Source organism: Kineococcus mangrovi, from assembly GCF_041320705.1.
Lineage (GTDB): Bacteria > Actinomycetota > Actinomycetes > Actinomycetales > Kineococcaceae > Kineococcus > Kineococcus mangrovi.
In genome coordinates this window covers 1-17,199 of sequence record NZ_JBGGTQ010000009.1, presented here as the reverse complement: position 1 = coordinate 17,199, position 17,199 = coordinate 1, and the positions used below count along the sequence as shown (strand labels likewise).

The 17,199-nt window shown below is 74.4% G+C and carries 19 protein-coding genes; 11 read left to right on the top strand and 8 right to left on the bottom strand.

All coding sequences use genetic code 11. The features are described 5' to 3' along the window. Nucleotides 1-15: 15 nt before the first annotated feature. From AB2L28_RS17245 to AB2L28_RS17225, 5 genes are all read right to left on the bottom strand, one after another. A complete protein-coding gene (locus AB2L28_RS17245) occupies nucleotides 16-273 on the bottom strand; it encodes a DUF6343 family protein (RefSeq protein ID WP_370720223.1) in 258 nt (85 codons plus the stop codon). Continuing rightward, on the bottom strand, nucleotides 270-545 hold the full coding sequence (locus AB2L28_RS17240) for a phosphoketolase family protein (protein WP_370720222.1): 276 nt from the start codon (nucleotides 543-545) through the stop codon (nucleotides 270-272). Before AB2L28_RS17240 ends, AB2L28_RS17245 begins: the two co-directional genes overlap by 4 nt. A gap of 91 nt (nucleotides 546-636) precedes the next feature. Then, on the bottom strand, nucleotides 637-1,131 hold the full coding sequence (locus tag AB2L28_RS17235; protein WP_370720221.1) for a PRC-barrel domain-containing protein: 495 nt from the start codon (nucleotides 1,129-1,131) through the stop codon (nucleotides 637-639). Between the two features lie 205 nt (nucleotides 1,132-1,336). After that, the gene (locus AB2L28_RS17230) at nucleotides 1,337-1,924 is read right to left on the bottom strand and encodes a retropepsin-like aspartic protease family protein (RefSeq protein WP_370720220.1); all 588 of its coding nucleotides are present in this window, start codon (nucleotides 1,922-1,924) and stop codon (nucleotides 1,337-1,339) included. Nucleotides 1,925-2,009: 85 nt separating this feature from the next. After that, on the bottom strand, nucleotides 2,010-3,569 hold the full coding sequence (locus tag AB2L28_RS17225) for a cation:proton antiporter (protein ID WP_370720219.1): 1,560 nt from the start codon (nucleotides 3,567-3,569) through the stop codon (nucleotides 2,010-2,012). Nucleotides 3,570-3,702: 133 nt separating this feature from the next. Between AB2L28_RS17225 and AB2L28_RS17220 the strand changes: the two genes are divergently transcribed. The 9 genes from AB2L28_RS17220 (at nucleotide 3,703) to AB2L28_RS17180 (ending at nucleotide 12,481) form a co-directional block, all read left to right on the top strand. Then, nucleotides 3,703-4,227, top strand: a complete 525-nt coding sequence (locus AB2L28_RS17220; protein WP_370720411.1) for a DUF421 domain-containing protein — start codon at nucleotides 3,703-3,705, stop codon at nucleotides 4,225-4,227. 248 nt (nucleotides 4,228-4,475) lie between these two features. Then, complete coding sequence (locus AB2L28_RS17215) at nucleotides 4,476-5,801, top strand: ABC transporter substrate-binding protein (RefSeq protein WP_370720218.1); 1,326 nt, start codon at nucleotides 4,476-4,478, stop codon at nucleotides 5,799-5,801. 6 nt (nucleotides 5,802-5,807) lie between these two features. Next, nucleotides 5,808-6,776 (top strand): carbohydrate ABC transporter permease, encoded by a 969-nt coding sequence (locus AB2L28_RS17210; RefSeq protein WP_370720217.1) that lies wholly within the window; start codon nucleotides 5,808-5,810, stop codon nucleotides 6,774-6,776. After that, a complete protein-coding gene (locus AB2L28_RS17205; RefSeq protein ID WP_370720216.1) occupies nucleotides 6,769-7,608 on the top strand; it encodes a carbohydrate ABC transporter permease in 840 nt (279 codons plus the stop codon). The genes AB2L28_RS17210 and AB2L28_RS17205 overlap by 8 nt, the downstream gene beginning before the upstream one ends. A gap of 28 nt (nucleotides 7,609-7,636) precedes the next feature. Further along, nucleotides 7,637-7,933: a hypothetical protein gene (locus AB2L28_RS17200; protein ID WP_370720215.1), complete on the top strand. Its 297-nt coding sequence runs from the start codon at nucleotides 7,637-7,639 to the stop codon at nucleotides 7,931-7,933. 55 nt (nucleotides 7,934-7,988) lie between these two features. Continuing rightward, nucleotides 7,989-9,572, top strand: a complete 1,584-nt coding sequence (locus tag AB2L28_RS17195) for a hypothetical protein (protein WP_370720214.1) — start codon at nucleotides 7,989-7,991, stop codon at nucleotides 9,570-9,572. 166 nt (nucleotides 9,573-9,738) lie between these two features. Next, complete coding sequence (locus tag AB2L28_RS17190) at nucleotides 9,739-10,305, top strand: hypothetical protein (RefSeq protein WP_370720213.1); 567 nt, start codon at nucleotides 9,739-9,741, stop codon at nucleotides 10,303-10,305. Nucleotides 10,306-10,497: 192 nt separating this feature from the next. Next, the gene (locus AB2L28_RS17185; protein ID WP_370720212.1) at nucleotides 10,498-11,430 is read left to right on the top strand and encodes a ferritin-like domain-containing protein; all 933 of its coding nucleotides are present in this window, start codon (nucleotides 10,498-10,500) and stop codon (nucleotides 11,428-11,430) included. Between the two features lie 25 nt (nucleotides 11,431-11,455). Next, nucleotides 11,456-12,481: a cell wall-binding repeat-containing protein gene (locus tag AB2L28_RS17180; protein ID WP_370720211.1), complete on the top strand. Its 1,026-nt coding sequence runs from the start codon at nucleotides 11,456-11,458 to the stop codon at nucleotides 12,479-12,481. 93 nt (nucleotides 12,482-12,574) lie between these two features. Here the strand turns inward: AB2L28_RS17180 and AB2L28_RS17175 are convergent, their stop codons facing one another. Then, entirely contained in the window at nucleotides 12,575-13,462 is an 888-nt protein-coding gene (locus AB2L28_RS17175) for an Fpg/Nei family DNA glycosylase (protein WP_370720210.1), read from the bottom strand. A 155-nt stretch (nucleotides 13,463-13,617) separates the two neighbouring features. Between AB2L28_RS17175 and AB2L28_RS17170 the strand changes: the two genes are divergently transcribed. Both AB2L28_RS17170 and AB2L28_RS17165 read left to right on the top strand, forming a co-directional pair. Next, a complete protein-coding gene (locus AB2L28_RS17170) occupies nucleotides 13,618-14,235 on the top strand; it encodes a TMEM165/GDT1 family protein (RefSeq protein ID WP_370720209.1) in 618 nt (205 codons plus the stop codon). Nucleotides 14,236-14,412: 177 nt separating this feature from the next. Then, nucleotides 14,413-14,805 carry an ATP-binding protein gene (locus tag AB2L28_RS17165; RefSeq protein WP_370720208.1) on the top strand — a complete coding sequence of 131 codons (393 nt, stop codon included), beginning with the start codon at nucleotides 14,413-14,415 and terminating at the stop codon, nucleotides 14,803-14,805. A gap of 5 nt (nucleotides 14,806-14,810) precedes the next feature. On the opposite strand, the gene AB2L28_RS17160 is transcribed toward AB2L28_RS17165, so the two are convergent. Together AB2L28_RS17160 and trpS are read right to left on the bottom strand one after the other, a co-directional pair. Further along, on the bottom strand, nucleotides 14,811-16,007 hold the full coding sequence (locus AB2L28_RS17160; RefSeq protein WP_370720207.1) for an MFS transporter: 1,197 nt from the start codon (nucleotides 16,005-16,007) through the stop codon (nucleotides 14,811-14,813). A 113-nt stretch (nucleotides 16,008-16,120) separates the two neighbouring features. Beyond that, nucleotides 16,121-17,199, bottom strand: a 1,079-nt coding sequence (gene trpS / locus AB2L28_RS17155) for a tryptophan--tRNA ligase (RefSeq protein WP_370720206.1), incomplete at its 5' end; no start/stop codon positions are given.

Genomic DNA, 17,199 nt, shown 5'->3' with positions numbered 1-17,199 from the left:
GCCTCACCGGGGGTGTCACCGGTGGCGTCGTCGCACCCTCACCCCGACGACGACGAGGTCGACGACGGCCAGGACGGCGAGGGCGGCGAGGAACCAGCCCGGTGCCCGGCTCCCGCCCGGCGGCTCGTCGGCCGTGAACCAGACGACGGCGAAGGCGGTGCACACGACCAGGCCGAACGCGGCGAGCACGAGCCGCAACCGCAGCGGGGACCGCGCGGTCCGGGCCTCGGAGCCGGTCCGGCCGCGCGGCTGGCCGGGATCGTCCTGGTTCACGTCGCGGCCGCCGTCCCGCCCGGAACGGGCTCACGCTCCGAGGACCACCGCCAGCCGGTGATCCCCTCGGGGTCCTCCCCGTCGCGCCGCGGCCGTTCGCGGGTGCCGTCGCGCTCCTGCGCGAACTCCTCCCGCAACCGGTCCGCGGGCCCGTCCCACCCGTTCTCCGCCGCACGAGGCACCGCCTCGGCCGCCAGGTCGTGCCGCGAGACGCCGTTGCCGGCCAGCAGGTCGCAGGGGGTCGAGGAGGGCAGCACCTCGTGGACGGCCACGGGGTACCCGCGGGCCTCCCCTACCCCTGACCGCAGGACGCGACCCCCTCGCGGGGGAACCGTCGCCGGGACCCGCCGCGCACCGGGGTCCTCACAGGACGGGCCAGGTCGGCCGCACGTAGCCCGGTTCCCACGGGGTGACGCCGTAGTACCCGTACAGGGACTGGTAGTACGCGGACTGGTCGACGATCTCGGGGTCGTACTGCGGCGCACCTTCGACGCGTTCGCGCGTCAGGTCGACGTGGACCGCGTCCTCGTCGACGGAGGTGACCGCGTCGACGGGGATGAAGAACACCTCCGCGCCGATGCCGAGGAGCCCGCCGTGCTTGACGCGCAGCATCCGGACCTGCACGTCGGGCCCGTCACCGTCCTGCGGGTCGTCCTGCGGGTCGTCCTGCGCGGTCTCCTGCGCGGTCTCCCGGCCCTCCGCGAAGCCCCCTTCGAGGTCGACGAGGAGGTCGTCGACCTTCCCGAGGTCCTCCCCCTCGGCGTTGAGCACGGTGCGACCGCGGACGTCCGCCGCGGGGTCGGCGACGGTGCGTCCGGTGTCGTCCAGGCGGACGAGGGTGGTCGGCTGGTCGGTCATCAGCTCTCCTCCGATCGGTGTTCCTGCGGTCCACCGGTGTTCCCGGCACCGCGGCGGCACGGACGTCGGGGCCACCGGGAACTCCCGCGCCCGGGAACGTCGGCGCTGCGCTGTTCGACGCCGTGGGCCGGACCCTACGCGCCCGGCCCCGGCGCTGCACCACGGCCGCAGCGCACCGGGTCCACGGGTCCACGGGTCCACGGTTTCACTGGGTGAAGCGGAGCTCTCCCGCGGCGTAGTCCACGGTGATGCTGCCGAAGGTGCTCAGCACGTCGGACCCCAGGAGACCGGCGATCTCGGACGTCCCGCCCCCCTCGTCCCCTCCGGGGGTGGGGAAGTCGATGGCGCCGACCGGTCTCGCGGGCAGCGACGCGTCCCCCACCGCCCAGCTCGGAACGGTGACCAGCTGCACCTGCTGGGTGCCGGTCACCCCGCTGACGTCGGCGCTGCCACCGGTGGGTTCCAGGCCGAGCTGCCGGGCGAGGTCGGAGTTGACCGCCGAGCTCGAGGCCCCGGTGTCCAGGACGAACGGGAACGGCCCCTCGCCCCCGATGGTCACGGGGACGAGGGCCAGGGTCGCCGACCCCTGCTGCAGGACCTGCAGGTCGACCGTCGTGGTGCCGGCCGGGGCGGAGGACGCGCCGGTCGCCGGGCGCGGTGCGGGGTCGTCGCCCCGGACCGTGAACGAGCACCCGGACGACAGCCCGGCGGTGAGGACGAGCGCCACCGCCAGGCACCGCCGGCGCGAGGAGGTGGACGGGCGGGCGGGGAACCGGTGTCGGGGAGCGGGCACGCCCCAGGGTGCACCGGGGTCGAGGAGGTCGCACCGCGGACGAGGGCGGGTCGGGCGCCCACCCGCGGGACCGGCCCCCCGCGCATCACTCGAACCGGGCCGCCCGCGCCTCGACGTCGAGCAGGACCTCGTCGGCGGCGTCGGGGCTGACGCGACCGGTCCGCCGGGCCTCCAGGACGGTGTCGCGCTCCGCGTCGACCCCGACGAGGAACAGGCGCCCCACCTCGTCGACGGCTCCCGGGTCGTCCTCCCCCTCGTCGAAGAGGTCGACCAGGGCGCTCTGGTGCTCCAGGCGCGCCCGGTAGCGCCCCAGCGCCGTCTCCCGCGCCCGCGCCGACACCCCACCGGCACCTTCGAGGGCCCGCAGCGCGGCCCGGGTCGCGTCACGCCGCAGGCCGCGGACGTCTGCGGCCGCGTCGCCGGGCCGGGCGACGCCGAGGCGCCGGACGAGCGGGGCCAGCGTGAGCCCCTGCAGCACGAGCGTGGCGATGACGACGACCAGCGCGACGAGGATCACCTCCGCCCGGTAGGGGAAGTCCCCGCCCTGCGCCGTGAACGGCAGGGCCAGCGCCGTCGCCACGGTGACCACGCCCCGCATGCCGGCCCACGACGCCACCGTCGCCTCCCGCCACCCGGCCGGGGTGGCCGACCCGCGCCGACGCGCCCGTCGTCCGGCCACCGCGGAGGCGGCGTGGACCACCGCGAACCGCACCACGACGAGCGAGCCCACCACCGCGGCCGCCACGCCCAGCGAGTGCCCGCTGCTGAGGCGGGAACTGGCCTCCAGCGCGTTCGTCAGCTCCAGGCCCAGGAAGCCGAACAGCAGACCCGTGACGGCGAAGTCCACGTACCGCCACACCGCCCGGCCCAGCAGCCACCCCGACGACGTCGTCGCGCTGTGCCCCTGCGCCCGCAGGAACAGCCCGGCGGCCAGCACCGCGAGCACCCCGGACGCCTCCACCTCGTCGGCCGCCAGGTAGACCGCGAACGGCAGCGCCAGGGTGACGGTCGTCTCGACGGACGCGTCGTGCAGCCGGGCCAGGGCCCAGCGCGCGGCGATCCCGCCCGCCAGGCCGATGAGCACGCCCCCGGCCACCTCCAGCAGCAACCGCCACCCGACCTCGACGACGCCGATGCCACCGGCGGTCACCGCGATGAGGGCGACCTGGTACAGCGTCAGGGCGGTCGCGTCGTTGAACTGCCCCTCCCCCTCCAGCACCGTCACCAGGCGCGGGGGCAGCCGGAGCTTGCGCGCGACGGCGGTGGCCGCGACGGGGTCCGGCGGGGCGACGATCGCGCCCAGCACGACGGCGACCGCCCAGGGCAGCCCCAGCAGGTGCGCCACCACCGCCACCACGGCGGCGCTCGCCGCGGTCAACCCCACAGCCAGCGTCAGGACAGCGGGCGCGTCGCGGCGCAGGTCGCGCAGGGAACCCCGTTGCGTGGTGGCGAACAGCAGCGGCGGCAGGACGATCGGCAGGATCACGTCCGGGGGGATGCGCGGTGCGGGGACGGCGGGGACCAGCGCGAGGAGCAGACCGTAGACCGTGAGCACCACCGGCTGGGGAACCCCCAGGCGCGCCGCCAGGGGCGTGAGCACCACGATGCCGAGGACCAGCAGGGCGAGCAGAGCGACGACGTCCACGAGCAGCGATGGTCGCCCCGGGTGGACGGACCCACCAGCCAGGCCCGGCCCCGGGCGCGCTCCCCGCCGCGGTGAGACGGTGGGGCGAGCGGTCACCGGGTTCGGCGGGAGAGGGAGGACGGACGTGGACGGGATGTTCTTCGGCGGGTGGACCGGCCTGCTCCGCGTGCTGCTGGTGGGGACGGCGGCCTACCTCTGGCTCGTCGTCGTCCTGCGCATCACGGGCAAACGCACGCTGAGCCAGCTGAACGCCTTCGACTTCATCGTCACCGTCGCCCTGGGTTCCACGCTCGCGACCGTGCTGCTCTCGGGATCGGTCGCTCTCGCGGAGGGTGCGCTGGCACTGGTCCTGCTGGCGGTCCTGCAACTGCTCGCGGCCTGGGCGACGACGCGCAGCCGCGCCGCGCGGGCGGCCGCCACGTCCCGCCCCACCGTCCTGCTGCGCGACGGCGTCCCCCTCCACGACGCCCTGCGGCGGCAACGGGTCAGCCTCGACAGCCTGCACGCCGCCGTCCGCAGCGAGGGGATCGGTGGCCTGGAACTGGTCGCCGCCGCCGTGCTCGAGACGAACGGCGCGATCAGCGTCGTCCCGGCGGCCCAGGCGGGTTCCCGCTCGGCCCTGCCCGGCACGGACGACGCGGGCGGTCCGTCGCGCTGATCGCGGACGACGGTTGGCACCCGGGCGGGGGAACCGTAAGGTGACGCGAGGATCGCCGCTGGAACTCCCCGGTGGCGACGACGCCGTACAGCTCCGTGCGGCTCCCGAGATGCCGTCCACGAGAGCGCACCGCTGGGTGCGCGCGACGGTGCGACCGCAGCAACACCCCCGGGCAGTCCCCGTGCCGGCGCGCGCCGCCGCGCCCGGACCGGCCGGGGTGTTCCTGCGACCAGCGAGGAGGAACCCCCATGCAACGACGCACCTTCACCCGCGCCGCGCTCGCCACGACCGTGGCGGGTCTCGGCCTGGGCGCCGCCGCCTGCAGCGACGACGACAGCGGCGCAGGCGGCGGTGGGACGACGCTGACGTACTGGGCCAGCAACCAGGGCACCAGCCTGCAGGACGACGTCGACACCCTCACCCCGGAACTGCAGAAGTTCGAGGACGAGACCGGGATCCACGTCGACCTGGAGGTCATCAGCTGGGACAACCTGCTGGACCGCATCCTGTCGGCCACCGTGTCGGGCCAGGGCCCGGACGTCCTGAACATCGGCAACACCTGGTCGGCGTCTCTGCAGGCGACCGGGGCCTTCCTCGCCTTCGAGGACGACCAGTACGACGCCATCGGGGGGCAGGACAAGTTCCTGGAGTCCAGCTTGCAGTCCACCGGTGCGCCGGGACAGCCGCCGGCCTCCGTCCCCCTCTACGGCCTGGCGTACGGGCTGTTCTACAACCGCCAGGCGTTCGCCGACGCCGGCATCTCCGAGCCCCCCGCCACCTGGGACGACCTCGTGCGGGTGGCGACGACGCTGACCGACCCCGCCGCGAACCGCTGGGGCATGACGGTCGCCGGCGCCAGCTACACCGAGAACGCCCACTTCGCCTTCATCTTCGGCCGGCAGAACGGAGCCGAGTTCTTCGACGACGACGGCAACCCCGTCTTCGACGACGCCGCGAACGTCGCCGGTCTGCAGCAGTACCTGGAGCTCATGTCCACCCACCGCGTCGTCAGCCCGTCCGCCGCCGAGCACCCCACGACCAACGACATGATCGCCGACTTCACCTCGGGGAACGCCGCCATGTTCATGGGCCAGAACAACTCCGAGGCGACGATCCTGGCGAACGGGATGACCACCGAGCAGTACGGCGTCGTCCCCATCCCGGTCCTGCAGCCCCTGCCGGACGGGGGCCAGGAGATCACCAGCCACGTCGCCGGCATCAACATCAGCGTCTTCGGCGCGAGCTCGAACACCGACGGGGCGCTGCAGTTCATCGAGTTCCTCACCAGCCCCGAGGAGCAGGTGATCCTCAACCAGCAGTTCGGGTCCCTGCCCGTGGTGGCCGAGGCCGCCGACGACGAGGCGTTCCAGACCCCCAACCTCCAGGTCTTCACGGAGGTCCTGGCCGAGACCGCGGCCCCGCTGCCGATGATCCCGAACGAGAGCCAGTTCGAGACCACCGTCGGTCAGGCGATGCGTGACCTGTTCGGGCGGATCGCCACGGGCCAGACGGTGGGTGACGCCGACGTGGCCGGCGCCCTGCGCCAGGCCCAGCAGCAGATGGCCGGGATCTGAGGCACCGTGTCGACCACCACCTCCCGGGCCGGGCTGAACACGGCCGGCGGCGGCGACCGCCCACGGCGGCACCGGTCCGTGGCCCCCCGCTGGCTGCCCTACCTGCTGCTGCTGCCCGCACTGGTGTTCGAGCTGCTGGTGCACATCGTCCCGATGCTCACCGGCATCTGGATCAGCGGACTGCAGCTGAACCAGTTCTTCATCCGCCGCTGGCTGGACGCCCCCAGCGCCGGGCTGGACAACTACCGCGTCGCGCTGAACTTCGACGGTGCCGTGGGCGAGGCGCTGCTCAACTCCTTCGTCGTGACCTTCGCCTTCACCCTGGCGGTGCTGGCCGTGTCCTGGACGATGGGCATGTTCGCCGCCGTCATGCTGCAGCGGCCCTTCCGGGGCCGCGGGCTCATCCGGACCCTGTTCCTCATCCCCTACGCGATCCCGGTCTACGCCGGGGTCATCGTGTGGAAGTTCATGCTGGGCCGCGACAACGGCATGGTGAACACCCTGCTGGCCCAGCTCGGGATCGGCGAGGGCGACACCTTCTGGCTCCTGGGTGACCAGGCCTTCTGGTCGACCGTGGTGGTGGCGGTCTGGCGGTTGTGGCCCTTCGCCTTCCTCACCCTGACCGCCGGCCTGCAGTCGGTGCCGGACGACGTCTACGAGGCCGCGTCGGTCGACGGCGCCGGGTTGTGGCGGCAGTTCCGCAGCCTGACCCTGCCGATGCTGGCCCCGGTCAACCAGGTGCTGCTGCTCGTCCTGTTCCTCTGGACGTTCAACGACTTCAACGTGCCGTACATCCTGTTCGGCCAGTCGGTCCCGCGTTCGGCGGACCTGCTGTCCATCCACGTCTACCAGTCGTCGTTCATCACCTGGAACTTCGGTGTCGGATCGGCCATGAGCGTCCTGCTCCTGCTGGTCCTCCTGGTCATCACCGCCGTCTACCTGCCGCTCACGAACAGGAGGGTGCGCGATGCGTGAACCCGTCTCCTTCCGGGTCCTGCGGGTCGTCGGCCTGGTGCTGCTGACCCTGTTCGTGCTGGCCCCGCTCTACGTGATGGTCGTCAGCAGCGTCAAACCCCTGGGCGACGTCCAGGGCCGGTTCACCTGGATCCCGACGACCGTCACGGTCCAGCCCTTCATCGACATGTGGTCGACCGTCCCGCTGGGCCGGTACTTCGTCAACAGCCTCGTGGTGTCCCTGCTCGCCACGCTCTGCTCGGTGCTGCTGGCGATCTCCGCGGCCTACGCGATCAGCCGCTACCGGTTCCGCGGGCGGGGTCTCTTCCGCGTGACGGTGCTGTCGACCCAGATGTTCCCCGGCATCCTGTTCCTGCTGCCGCTGTTCCTCATCTTCGTCAACATCGGGCAGGCGACGGGTTTCGCCCTGCAGGGCAGCCGGCTGGGGCTGGTCATCACCTACCTGACGTTCTCGCTGCCGTTCGCGATCTGGATGCTCGTCGGCTACTTCGACTCGATCCCGCGCCAGCTCGACGAGGCCGCCCTCGTGGACGGGTCCGGACCGGTCGGGGCGCTCGTCCGCGTCGTCCTGCCGAGCGCGGCTCCCGGCATCGCCGCGGTGAGCATCTACAGCTTCATGACCGCCTGGGGCGAGACCCTCTTCGCCTCCGTCATGACGACCGCGCAGTCGCGGACGCTGGCGGTCGGACTGCGGGAGTACTCGACGCAGGTCAACGTCTACTGGAACGAGGTGATGGCCGCCTCGCTCGTCGTCAGCATCCCGGTCGTCGTCGGCTTCCTGCTCCTGCAGCGCTACCTGGTGCAGGGCCTGACCGCGGGGGCCGTCAAGTGAGCGTCCCCCCGCTCGGCCCCGCGGACGCGTGAGCCCGGTGCCCGGGGCGGCCGAGGAGTGGCTGTCCCTGGACGTGCGGTCCGACGGGGACCGGGCCGTCATCCGGGTCACCGGCCGGCTCACGGCGACCACCGGTGACCTCGTGGTCGGGGTGCTCGACGGCACCCTGCCGCAGCGCGCGGACCCCGGGCCCTCGCCGCTGGTCCTCGACCTGGGCGGCGTCGTGGACTGCACCGCCGGGGGCAGGCGGCACCTGCAGCGCGCGCTCGAGCACGCCTCGGAGGCGGCCGTCCCGGTGGAGGTGCGGGACTGGCCGGGCACCTGACCACGGACACGTCCCGACGCGCGCCCGGGGGCGCAGCCGCACCGCCGCCGGTCGCGTGGGACGGTGGGGCACCAGACCACGACGTCCGCAGGAGGGGATCCCGATCCGCCGCCGCACCGCCCACGGCCTCGCCCTCGTCACGGGCCTGTCCCTCCTGGCCGCCTGCACGGGCGCTTCCGACGACGAGCAGGCGTCCCCGCCCGAGGGCGGTGAGGACGGCGGCGACGGCCGCGTCCGCGCGGTCCTGCGGGCCCAGGACACGCCCACGACCGTCCTCCCGGTCGACTCCCCCGCCGACGCCGCCGCCGCGCTGAGCGCCCACCTCCTCGCCAGCAGCCCCTCGGTGGTCATCGGCGAGGAGGACCCCGCGACCCTGGACCTCGCCGCGGCCCTGGCCGCCACCGATGGGGTCCCGCTCCTCCTCCCCGCGCCCTCGACGACGGCGGAGGTGCGCCGGCTCGGGGCCGGGGAGGTCCTGACCGTCGGGGCGAGGGCCACGACGTGGGCGGAGCAGACCTTCACCGGTCCCGACGACCCGCCGGTGCGGGCGCACGAGACCTCCGGCCCCGTCGCGGCACCGGACCCGGGCGAGGACGGCGGGACCACTCTCCTGGTGACCGGGGCCGGCTGGGAGGCGGCCGCCGCCGCCACCGCCCGCGCGCTCGGAGTGCAGGTCCTCACCGTCCCGGGCGCCGACCCCCGGGCCGGGGCCACGACCGTCGACGCCCTGCACGCCGGCGCCGGGCGCACCGGGTCGGGGGCGGGCCGGCACGTCGTCGGGCTGGGCAGCGCCTTCGGCCCCCCCGAGGTGTTCGCGAGCCGCACGGCCGTGGCCTCCACCGGGATCCACGTCCCCGGCGGGGGGCAGCTGCCCCTGGCCGGGCGACGCGCCGTCGCCCTGTACGGCACCCCGGGCACCCCGAGCCTGGGCGTCCTCGGGGAGCAGTCGCTGCCGCAGACGCTCGACCGCGCACGGGCGCTCGCGGCCCGCTACGACGGGCTGGGGGGGCTCCCCGCCGTGCCCACCCTGGAGATCATCACCACGGTCGCGGCCGGGTCGCCCGGCTCCGACGGCGACTACTCCACCGAACTCGACCCCGACGACCTCGAACCCTGGGTCGACCGGGCCGGCCGCGAGGGTGTCGCGGTGGTGCTGGACCTGCAGTCCGGCCGCAGCGACTTCCTCACCCAGGCGCGGCGCTACGAGCAGCTGCTGCGCTACCCGCACGTCGGGCTGGCCCTGGACCCCGAGTGGCGCCTGGGCCCCGACCAGCGGCCCCTGCAGCAGATCGGTTCCGTCGACGTGGCCGAGGTCAACGCGGTCGCCGACTGGCTGGCCGGTTTCGTCCGCGACCGCACGCTGCCGCAGAAGGTGTTCCTGCTGCACCAGTTCCGGACGTCGATGGTCCGGGACCGGGAGGAACTGGACGTGGGGCACGACGAACTCGTCACGGTCGTCCACGCGGACGGGCACGGGACCCCCGGCAACAAGGAGGCCACCTACCGGGCGCTGACGCGGCAGGGGCCGGCGGGTCTGCTGTGGGGGTGGAAGAACTTCCTCGACGAGGACACCCCGACCTTCACCCCGCAGCAGACGGCGGCCCTGGAACCGCCGCCGGTCTTCGTCTCCTACCAGTGAACCCCGGCGGGCACGCGCCCGCGCTTGCCGGGGAACGGGGTGAGGCGGTAGAGACGAGGTAGCACCTCCCGGTCCAAAGCAGGGCCTCGTCGTCCACCCGGGTCCGCGTCACGCCGTCGACCGCACCGGGGCGGACGACCTCGGTGGCGGACGACACGGGATCGGCATGACGCACCAGATCGACGAGCAGTCCGAGGACCAGGACGGCGACCGGGCACACCCGGCTCCCCGGCTGCGGGTGGGGGCGCGCACCGCGGCCGCGCGGGCGCGGGAACGGGCACGCCTGGTCCGTGAGCAGGCGCGCGCCGTTCGCGACGCCGGTGAGCAGGCGCGCGTGGCCCGCGACGCCGCCACGGCCACGCGCGTCGTGCGGGTGGGTCCGCGCGGGCCCGACCGGTCGTCGCCGGACGGGCCCCCCGCCAGCCGTGCCCTGTGGATCCGGGGTCTGCTCGGGGACCTGTGGGGCGACGAGCTCCCGCCGAGCGCCGATCCGTGGCTCACGCTGGTGCAGGACGCCCTCGCGCTCGACGACGAGGCGGGCCGGGAACGCGGCTGCGTCGTCTACGCCGACGCCCTGCACCTGGACGTGCTCGCGGACGTGCTGGCCGAGGCGCTGCGCGCCCACCCGCGCCGGGTGGTCCTGCTGGCGCGGCTGCCGGTCGTCCTGCGCGAGCCCGTGCTGCGGCAGCTCCGCCGGCTCCCGTCGGCCTCACCGAGCCATGACGCCGAGTGACCACCAACGCACTACGGGTAGACGAAACGTGATCGTCACGGCAGGCTGGTCCCGTTCGCCCCAGGAGCCACAGAAACGCCCCATCCAAGGGGAGCACCGCTCCGAACACCGGGAGTCCGAGCACGACGACGTGACAGTTGCCGCGTCGAGCACCGGCGTCGACACCTGGCGCCCAGACACCGAAGGCTGCCCATGTTCAAGAAGTCTCTTCTCGTCGACATGATCAACCGCAGTTCCGAGACCCCCGCCGACCGCAGGAACTTCCTGCGCGGCATGGGTCTGCTGTCCGCCGGCACCGTGGGTGCCGGTCTGGTGGGGACAGCCGTGACCGGGTCCGCCGAGGCCGCCACCGCCGCCCCCAGCGAGGGCAGCGTCCTCAACTTCGCCCTGAACCTCGAGTACCTCGAAGCCGAGTTCTACTGCTACGCCGCCTACGGCCACGGTCTGGCCGACGCCATGGCGACCGGCACGGGGACCCAGGGCGGGGTCACCGGCGGGCACCGCGTGCCGTTCAAGTCCAAGGCGATGCGGTACTACGCCGAGGAGATCGCCAACGACGAGATCGCCCACGTCAAGTTCCTGCGCACCGCTCTGGGCTCGGCCGCCGTCTCCCGCCCGGCCATCAACCTGCAGGACTCCTTCACCGCGGCGGCCGTCGCAGCGGGTGTCATCGAGCAGGGGGAGACGTTCGACCCGTTCTCCTCCGAGGCGTTCTTCCTGCTCGGCGCGTTCCTCTTCGAGGACGTCGGCGTCACCGCCTACAAGGGCGCGGCCCCGCTCATCTCGACCCCCGCCTACTTGGAGGCGGCGGCGGGGATCCTCGCCGTCGAGGCGTACCACTCCGGGATCGTCCGGACCCTGCTGTACGAGAACGGCTTGAGCGCCCCCACCAACCTCATCTCCGACGCCCGCGACGCCCTCGACGGCTCGGGTGCGGACAAGGACCAGGGCATCACGGTCGGTTCCGGTGGACGGGCGAACCTCGTCCCGACGAACGGGGACAGCATCGCGTTCAGCCGGACCCCGCAGGAGGTCCTCAACATCGTGTACCTGACGCCGGGTTCCGGGGTCACCAGGGGCGGGTTCTACCCCGCCGGCCTCAACGGCGAGATCGCCACCAGCTGACCCCCGCGAACCACAGGAGAACACGATGAAGAAGAAGTCCCTCGTCACCGCCGCCGGTGTCGCCCTGCTCGTCGGCCTGGGGAGCGCGGTGCCCGCGCAGGCGGCCGCCGGGTTCGCCTTCGACGACCGCATCTCGGGCCCGGACCGGTTCGCCACGGCCGTCGCCGCGTCCAAGCTGCTCGAACCCGTCGACGGGTCGGCCACCGACGTGGTGGTCGTCAACGGGTACGCCACCGTCGACGGTCTGACGGCCTCCTACCTCGCGGGCCTGAAGTCGGCCCCGATCCTCTACACCGACACGAACTCCGTCCCGGCGGTCACCGCCGCCGAACTGCAGCGGCTCGGGGCCGAGGACGTCTGGATCGTCGGTGGCACCAACCGCGTGTCCCAGGCCCAGGAGGACGCCTGGAAGGCGGCGGGCAAGACCGTGCACCGCCTCGCGGGAGCCGACCGGTACGAGACCGCGGCCCTGGTCGCCGAGGCCGACGACTCCGGTCTCGCCCCGGAGCAGGTGTTCATCGCCAGCGGCACCAGCACGGCCGACGCCCTGGCCGCCGGCCCCGTCGCCTGGGCGCGGAACTACCCGATCCTGCTGACCGAGGCGGGGTCCCTGCCGGAGGCCACGCAGGACGCGCTCGACGAGCTCGGCACGACGAACCGGGTCGTCCTGGGCAGTTCCGCCTCCGTCTCGGACGCCGTCTACGGCCAGGCCGGCGGCACCGAACGCCTGGCGGGGGCCAACCGCCAGGAGACGGCGGCGAAGATCGCCGACGACGCCATCGCGAACGAGCACTTCGACACCCAGAGCGTGGCGCTCGTGGGCGGCACCGACGGCACCGCGGCCGACGCCCTCTCGGCGGCGCCCGTGGCCGGCAGCCAGGGTGTCCCGCTGCTGTTCACCGGGTTCGACGGTTCCCTCGGCGACAGCACGTCGGCGTACCTCGTCGCCCACAAGGCGAACTACACCACTTCGGGCACGGGCTGGATCTTCGGTGGCCCGCCCTCGGTCCCGCAGGCGGCCGTGGACGCCGCCACCGCCCTGGTGCAGTGATCCAGGGGTGAACCCGGCCCCGCGGCGGAACGTCGGTTCCGCCGCGGGGCCGGTTCGTGCTCCCGGACCTCACGCGGCGCACCCGCCGGCGGTTCACCTCAGCAGGCGCGACAACCGCCGGTCGGCGAGGGGTTTCCCGCCCGTCTGGCACGTGGCGCAGTACTGCATCGAGCGGTCCGCGAACGAGACCTCCCGCACGACGTCCCCGCAGACGGGGCACTGCTGCCCCGTCCGCCCGTGCACGCGCATCCTCGCGCGCTCGGCGTCCTTCAGCTCCCCGGCCGGTTTCCCGCTCGCCGCCGCCACCGCGTCGGTGAGGGTCGTGCGCAGCGCCTGGAACAGCCGCCGGACGTCCTCCTCGGGCAGCTTCCCGGCCGGCGCGAAGGGCGAGAGCTTCGCGACGTGCAGCACCTCGTCGGAGTAGGCGTTCCCGACCCCGGCGAGCGTCGACTGCTCCCGCAGCAGCCCCTTGACCTGCTGGCGCGACCCGGCCAGGAGGGCGCGGAACGCGTCGAGGTCGAAGGAGTCGTCGAGCGGGTCCGGGCCGAGCGAGGCGATGCCGGGCACCTGCGCGACGTCGCGGACGACGTGGACCGCGAGCCGCTTCCGGGTGCCGGCCTCGGTGAGGTCGAACCCGGGTGGGCTGTCCGGGTCCTCGTCGTCCTCGGCCGCCAACCGCACGCGCAGGGCGACGGGGTTCTTCCCGCCGGGCCGCAGGGGGGCCTTCGGCAGGGCGTCGGACCAGCGCAACCACCCGGCGCGGGACAGGTGGACCACCAGGTGCAGGCCGTCGACGTCGAGGTCGAGCCACTTGCCGCGCCGTTGCACGCCGGTGACGAGCAGCCCCTGCAGCGCCGTGGGCGGCGGGTCGTACGTCTTGAGCACGCTGACCGCCCCGACCTCGACCCCCGCGACGACGCGACCTGCCGTGCGCTCGCGCAGGAAGGCGGCGAGCGCTTCGACCTCGGGCAGCTCCGGCACGCGGCCAGTCTGGGGCACCCGGTGCGGCCGAACCAGGTGTTCGGCCCGCCGAAGGCGAGTGCTGGAGCTGTCGCGGCCCGCACCGGGTGTGCTGGCATGGCCCGCGGCCCACCGACGCGCCCGTCCCGTCCCGCCGTGAAGGAGCCGCACCCACCGTGGACCTCGCCGTCCTGGCCGCCAGCTTCCTGCCGATCCTGCTGCTGGAGCTGCCCGACAAGACCTTCGTCGCCACGCTGGTGCTCGCCACCCGCTTCAAGCCCCTCACCGCCTGGGTGGGGGTCGGTCTGGCCTTCGCGGTGCAGTCCCTCATCGCCGTCGTGGCCGGCCGGCTGCTGGCCCAGCTGCCCGAACGCCCGGTCGCGGCCGTGGCCGCCGTGCTGTTCGCGGTGGGCGCGGTGACGCTGTTCCGGGGGGCGGCGAAGGCGGAGCAGGCGGGGCGGGAGGCCCGCGGCGAGTACGAGGCGAAGGTGGGCGGCGGCCGGTCGGGCCGGCGCGGGGTCCTGACGTGCTTCGGCGTGGTCTTCCTCGCCGAGTGGGGCGACCTGTCGCAGCTGTTCACGGCCGGACTGGCCGCGCGCTACGACGACCCGGTCTCGGTGTTCGCCGGCTCGTGGGCGGCGCTGCTCGTCGTGGCCGGCCTGGCGGCGGCGCTCGGCGGCACGATCGTGCGCCGGCTCAGCGTCGCCGCGGTGAGCCGGGTCGGCGGTGTCGTGTGCGCCGTCCTGGCCGTCCTGACGGTGCTGGAGGTGGCGGGGGTGCAGCTGCCGGTGTGACCTCTGGGACGGGCGGGGCGGGTGCCGGGATCCGCCTGCGTGCGGACAAGAGGCGACCCGAGTGATTGACTGTGAGTCACGCGTCGATGACTGTGCTCACACGCGAGAGTGGTGCACGCCGCGGAGGAGCCGCGGTGTACGGATCGCAGTCGGGGAGGTCGAGGACCGTTGTTCCACGTGGTCCTCCCCCCCAGCCGCCGCTCCGTCAGCGTGGCGCGCTGGCTCATCAGCGAGTGGTGCGCACCGTGGGTGGCCTCCTCCGAGCTCGGCGAGGACACCGTCGAGGCCGCGCTGCTGCTGGCCAGCGAGGTCGTCACGAACGCCGTCGTGCACGGCGACGGCATGGTCCAGCTCGCCGTCCGCCGCGTCGACGGCACCTCGCTGCGCGTGGAGGTCTCCGACGACGGCGGCGGGATGCCCCTCATCGGGGCGCAGCGGACGGACGCCGAGAGCGGTCGCGGGATGGCGATGGTGGAGATGCTCTCGACCCGCTGGGGCACCGACCTCGCGGTGGGCCCCCTCGGCAAGACGGTGTGGTTCGAGCTGACCGACGAGTCCGTCCAGCACTGAGCGGGTCAGACCGTGGCGTCCCGGTGGGCCGTCCAGGCCGGGACGAGCTGCACGAGCGCGACGGCGACCAGCGCCGCCAGCGGCACCGTCCAGTCCCCCGTCGCCGAGTGCAGGGCGCCGAAGGCGACCGGCCCGACGGCGGCCGCGAGGTAGCCGACGGCCTGCGCCATGCCCGACAGCGCCGCCGCGGTGGGCGCGTCCGCGGCCCGCGCGGAGATCGCGGCCAGGGCCAGCACGACCGACCCGCCGCCGCCCAGCCCCACGAGGCCGACCGCGGCCACCGCGGCCGCCGGCGCGAGCAGCAGCAGCAGGATCCCCGTGGCCGAGCACAGCGTGGCCGCCACGGCGACCCACCGCGTCCGGTGCACGGACCGGCCGGCGATCGCGGGGACCAGCAGCGAGCCCACGACGCCGACGACCTGCAGCTCGGACAGCAGGACGCCGGACGCCGTCGCGTCCAGCCCCGAGCGGTCCCGCGCGATCGTGGCGAGCCAGGACAGCAGGACGTAGAAGAGCATCGACTGCGTCCCCATGAACGCCGTCACCGCCCAGGCCAGCGGGGAGCGCCAGGGCGTGCGCGCGTGCGCCTGCACCGCCCCGGCGCCCCGGCGACCGCGGACCAGCGGCAGCCACAGCAGGGCCGCGAGGAGGGCGGGGGCCGCCCACACGACGAGCGCGGTCCGCCACCCGCCGGCGACGGTCTGGGACACCGGGACCGAGACGCCGGAGGCGAGGCTGCCGACGACCTGCATGAGCACGACGTAGCCACTGGTCAGGAGGGCGGTGCGGCCGGGGAACTCCGCGCGGACGAGGGCGGGCATGAGGACGTTCGCCACGGCGATGGCGATGCCGAGCAGCGCCGTCCCGGCGAACAGCGGGGCGACGCCCGGCACCCAGCGCAGGGCCGATCCGGCCGTCAGCAGGAACATCGCGAGCACGAGCGTGGTCCGGGCGCCCAGCCGCGCCGCGACCTTCGGGACGACGAGCGAGCTCGCCGCGAAGGCGACCAGGGGCAGCGAGGTCAGCGCCCCGGCCGCCGCCGCCGACAGGCCCAGGTCGTCGGAGACGAGCGGCAGCACGGACCCGACCCCGGTGATCGGCGAGCGCATCGCGCACGCCACGAGCAGCAGCCCGGCGAGCAGGAGGACGACGGTGCGGCGGGGGACGACGGCCGGGGCGGGACCGGGAGGGGGGATCGACATGTCCTGCGCATCGTCGCGCACCGCCCCGGGCCCTCGGGCCGCGGGGACCGCCCGGGGGACCCGCGGTCGTGGACAGCGCCCCCAGGAGGAGCCACCCGGGGGTCGTGCGGGAGTCACACCCCCAGGCCCATCGCCTCCAGCACCCGCGCCACCGTCCCCCCGGCCGCCTCGTTCGCCCGTTCCGCCCCGGCGGCCAGCACCGACCGGAGGTGGTCGTCGGCTCCCTCCAGTTCCCGGCGGCGCCGCCGCAGCGGTCGCAGGTGCTCGTTGACGGCCTCGGTGACCACCGCCTTGAGCCGCACCGCACCGCCGTCGCCGACCTCCTCGGCGACGGCCTCCGGGGTCGCGCCCGAGCAGGCGGCGGCCGTGACCAGCAGAGCGGCGACCTCCGGGCGGCGGTCCGGCTCGAACGTGATCCGGCGTTCGGCGTCCGTCCGCGCCGAGCGGACCAGCCGCGCCGTCTCGTCCTCGCTCGCGCGCAGGGCGATCGAGTTCCCCGCGCTCTTGCTCATCTTCCGCCCGTCGGTGCCGGCCAGGAGCGGGACGGGCGACAGCAGGGGCTCGGGTTCGACCAGCACCGGCCCCCCGCCGCCGAACCGCTCGTTGCACCGCCGCGCGACGGTGCGCGCGATCTCCAGGTGCGGCAGCTGGTCCTGCCCGACGGGGACGAGCGTGCCGCGGCAGGACAGGACGTCGGCGGCCTGGTGCACGGGGTAGGTGAGCAGGAGACCGCTGACCGCCCGGTGACCCCCCGGGCGGGCGCGGGCGGCGGCCGCCTCGGCCTTGACCGTGGGGTTGCGCCGGAGCTCGGCCTCGGTGACGAGCCCGAGCAGCAGCACGAACACCTGGTGCAGCGCCGGGACCGCGCTGTGGACGAACACCGCCGCCCCGCCGCGCTCGGCCGGGCCCGGTTCCAGGCCCGCGGCGAGGTTGTCGAGCAGCAGGTCCCGCACCGCCCCGCGGACGTCACCCGGGTCGTCCCGGTCGGTGGTGACCTGGTGGTCGGCGATGACGACGAACACCTCGACCCCGTCGCGCTGCAGCGCGACCCGGTTCACCAGGGTTCCCAGCAGGTGACCGAGGTGGAGGGGTCCGGTGGGGCGGTCCCCGGTGACGACGCGGAACCGGCCGGGGTCGGCGTGGACCTCGGCCAGGAGGTCGGCGCTGCGGCGGCGGGCGTTCTCGAGAGGGG

Coding starts and splice junctions, on each gene's coding strand:
- AB2L28_RS17235 (WP_370720221.1), bottom strand. CDS start 1,131: ATGACCGACCAGCCGACCACCCTCGTCCGCCTGGACGACACCGGACGC.
- AB2L28_RS17220 (WP_370720411.1), top strand. CDS start 3,703: ATGTTCTTCGGCGGGTGGACCGGCCTGCTCCGCGTGCTGCTGGTGGGG.
- AB2L28_RS17215 (WP_370720218.1), top strand. CDS start 4,476: ATGCAACGACGCACCTTCACCCGCGCCGCGCTCGCCACGACCGTGGCG.
- AB2L28_RS17205 (WP_370720216.1), top strand. CDS start 6,769: ATGCGTGAACCCGTCTCCTTCCGGGTCCTGCGGGTCGTCGGCCTGGTG.
- AB2L28_RS17190 (WP_370720213.1), top strand. CDS start 9,739: ATGACGCACCAGATCGACGAGCAGTCCGAGGACCAGGACGGCGACCGG.
- AB2L28_RS17185 (WP_370720212.1), top strand. CDS start 10,498: ATGTTCAAGAAGTCTCTTCTCGTCGACATGATCAACCGCAGTTCCGAG.
- AB2L28_RS17180 (WP_370720211.1), top strand. CDS start 11,456: ATGAAGAAGAAGTCCCTCGTCACCGCCGCCGGTGTCGCCCTGCTCGTC.
- AB2L28_RS17160 (WP_370720207.1), bottom strand. CDS start 16,007: ATGTCGATCCCCCCTCCCGGTCCCGCCCCGGCCGTCGTCCCCCGCCGC.